This is a genomic window from Curtobacterium sp. MCBA15_008 (assembly GCF_001865065.1).
Classification (GTDB): domain Bacteria; phylum Actinomycetota; class Actinomycetes; order Actinomycetales; family Microbacteriaceae; genus Curtobacterium.
Genome location: NZ_MJGN01000046.1, coordinates 1 through 316 on the forward strand (window position 1 = coordinate 1; position 316 = coordinate 316).

The window sequence follows — 316 nt, forward strand, 5'->3', positions numbered from 1 at the left end:
GGCAGCAAGGCTCTTCACGATGCCTTGGAGCATGAACAGGTACTCTTCCGACGCCACATGCGTTCATATGACGCTATGGAAGGCCTTAATGCATTTAGTGAAAAGCGAAGGCCTCAATTCAAAGGTTACTAAGTCACATTTAGGTCTCAAATATTCAAACAGGAGTAGATCATGAATTTGGAAAATAAAGTAGTTGTGATTAGCGGAGGTGCATCTGGTCTAGGGCTAGCAACTGCGCGCTATCTTGTGAAAAAGAAAAAGGCAAAGGTCGCTTTACTAGATATGAACCGAGAAGCCGGACTGAGTGCTGTAGAAG

General features: G+C 44.6%; 1 pseudogene. It reads left to right on the plus strand.

Annotated elements, in window-relative coordinates:
- Positions 1–168: 168 nt before the first annotated feature.
- Positions 169–316: pseudogene (locus BIU96_RS20515) on the plus strand (3-hydroxyacyl-CoA dehydrogenase); the annotation flags it as partial.